Source organism: Streptomyces palmae, assembly GCF_004684805.1.
Lineage (GTDB): Bacteria > Actinomycetota > Actinomycetes > Streptomycetales > Streptomycetaceae > Streptomyces > Streptomyces palmae.
This window is the reverse complement of the sequence record NZ_SRID01000591.1, coordinates 1-2,492: the sequence shown is the minus strand read 5'-3', so window position 1 is coordinate 2,492 and position 2,492 is coordinate 1. Positions and strand designations below refer to the sequence as shown.

The 2,492-nt window shown below is 73.9% G+C and carries 2 protein-coding genes and 1 pseudogene; all 3 read right to left on the bottom strand.

The features are described from left to right. Positions 1-366, bottom strand: a pseudogene (locus E4099_RS31275) (ABC transporter permease); the annotation flags it as partial. Further along, a complete protein-coding gene (locus tag E4099_RS31270) occupies positions 363-1,202 on the bottom strand; it encodes an ABC transporter ATP-binding protein (RefSeq protein ID WP_245245334.1) in 840 nt (279 codons plus the stop codon). The pseudogene E4099_RS31275 and the gene E4099_RS31270, both read right to left, overlap by 4 nt. A gap of 71 nt (positions 1,203-1,273) precedes the next feature. Beyond that, positions 1,274-2,413, bottom strand: coding sequence for a PP2C family protein-serine/threonine phosphatase (locus E4099_RS31265; protein WP_135342472.1), 1,140 nt, complete (start codon positions 2,411-2,413; stop codon positions 1,274-1,276). Positions 2,414-2,492 lie beyond the last annotated feature (79 nt).

The window sequence follows — 2,492 nt, the reverse complement described above, 5'->3', positions numbered from 1 at the left end:
GTGCTCGGTGGGGGCGGCCTGGACGGGGACGGTGACGTCCCGGACGGCGGCGGCCACCCCGGGGGTGCGGGCGACCGTGGTCAGCAGGGCGGCGTGCAGCCGGGCGCGGTCCGGCACCGCGTTGGCCCCGTCCTCGCGCTCCACACCCTTGCGGGTGGGGAGATACGCCCGCTGGTCGGCGGCGACCACCACCGGGGTGTCGGCGTAACGGGCGGCCGGTGCCCCGGCCCGGATACCGGCCTCCAGCATGATGCCGCAGGCGGAGACGATCACCGCGGCCATCATCAGGGCGACGAAGGTGCCCACGAAGGCCGCGGGTCGGAAGCGGACGGCGGCCCGGGCCAGCCCGTTGGTCAGTGCCCTCACAGCGGCCCGACCCCGGTCTCGGCGCCGACGGCCACCGGGGCCCGGACCCCGGCCGGGGCGGTGCGCCCGGCCGTGGCGGTGAGCTCGGTGAGCCGGGCGGCGATCCGTTCGGCCGAGGCGCGCGGCAGGCTGTCCGCGAAGGCGCCGTCGGCGAGGAAGAGCACCCGGTCCGCGTAGCTGGCGGCCACCGGGTCGTGGGTGACCATGACGACCGTCGCGCCCAGCTGGTCCACCGCGCGCCGCAGCAGGGACAGCACCTCGCCGGCGGTGACGGTGTCCAGCGCGCCGGTCGGTTCGTCGGCGAAGACCACATCGGGCCGGGTCACCAGGGCCCGGGCGATGGCGACGCGCTGCTGCTGGCCGCCGGAGAGCTGGCCCGGGCGGCGCTTGCCGTGCTGGTCCAGGCCGACCTGGGCGAGCATCTCGCGGGCCCGCTGGCGGTCCGGGCGGGCGCCGGCGAGCCGTATCGGCAGCAGGACGTTCTGCTCGACGGTGAGCGAGGGCAGCAGGTTGAAGGACTGGAAGACGAAGCCGAGGCGGCTGCGGCGCAGGGCGGTGAGCTTGTTCTCGTTCATGCCGGTGATCTCGGTGCCGCCGAGGCGGACCGTGCCCTCGGTGGGCCGGTCAAGTCCCGCCGCACACTGGAGGAAGGTGGACTTGCCCGATCCGGAGGGACCCATCACGGCGGTGAAACTGCCGCGCGGCAGGGTCAGGTCGATACCGCGCAGGGCGTGCACGGTGCCGGCCCCGCGCCCGTACCGGCGGCGCACTCCGCGCAGTTCGACGGCCCATTCCCCGGAGCCCCCGGAAATCCCCGGAACGGTCTGCTCCGCCACAGCCGCGACGACCCGCTCTTCCGCGAGCACCGGCCCCAGGGCCTGGGGGAACGGACGGAGCTGACGGGGTTTCAGCCGCGGCAGAGGAGCAGCAGCGCCCGGTCGTCGTTGACGTCCTTGGCGACCGCCTCGATCAGGTGCCAGGCCGCTCCGTGGAAGCCGGAGGCCACATAGCGGTCGGCCTCGCCGGTGAGCCGGTCCATGCCCTCGCTGATGTCCCGGTCGGCGGTCTCCACCAGCCCGTCGGTGAAGAGCATCAGCACGTCGCCGGGGCGCAGGGTGCCCTTGACCGGGTCGAACTGGGCGCCGTCGTAGACCCCCAGCAATGGGCCCTCGGCTTCCTTCTCCTCCCACTTGCCGGATCCGGCGTTCAGTTGGAGGGCGGGCAGGTGGCCCGCGGAGAACAGCTCGTAGTCGCCGCTGTCCAGGTCCAGCACGAGGTGGACCGAGGTGGCGAAGCCCTCGTCCCAGTCCTGGCGCAGCAGATAGCCGTTGGCGGCGGGCAGGAAGCCGTGCGGGGGCAGCGAGCCGAGCAGTCCGCCGAAGGCGCCGGAGAGCAGCAGCGCGCGGGAGGCGGCGTCCATGCCCTTGCCGGAGACATCGGTGAGCACGACCTCCAGGGTCCGGCCGCCGTTGGTACGGGCCGCCACCACGAAGTCGCCGGAGAAGGACTGGCCGCCGGCCGGGCGCAGCGCCATCTCGCGGTGCCAACCGCGCGGCAGGCCGGGCAGCTTGCTCTGCACCCGGATGCGTTCGCGCAGGTCGAACAGCATGGTGCCGCCGCGCCGCCAGGGCACGCCGACCCGGCTGCGGAACTGGGCGATCAGCAGCCCGAAGAAGCCGACCGCGGCCACCACCAGGATGGTGCCGGGGGTCACCCGGTCCGGGCCGTCCGGGTAGGGCCCGAGCACCGCGGACTCCACGATCAGGGCGGCCGCGGCGGATGCGTACAGGGCGAGCAGACTGGCCGGGCGGAGCAGCAGCCCGCCCGCGACGATCGGCAGTACCAGGGCGGCCGGGGCGCACCAGTCGGGCTGGACGATGGTGCCCACGGCGATGGCCGGGATGGCGAGCAGCAGGGTGGCCAGGGCGATCCAGTCCGAGCCGTCACCGCGGAAGTAGTCGACCCCGGCCTTGCGCACGCCGGTGCGGACCCGGTGCATCGTCTTCCGCATCCGGGCCGTGAAGGAATCCGCACCGCCACCACTCATTGCATTGGGACCCTACCCACCCGTTTGGACGCGCGTCGATTCGTGGGTCGTGGGAGGGGGGCTGTCTCTTATACACAGT

Coding starts and splice junctions, on each gene's coding strand:
- E4099_RS31265 (WP_135342472.1), bottom strand. CDS start 2,413: ATGAGTGGTGGCGGTGCGGATTCCTTCACGGCCCGGATGCGGAAGACG.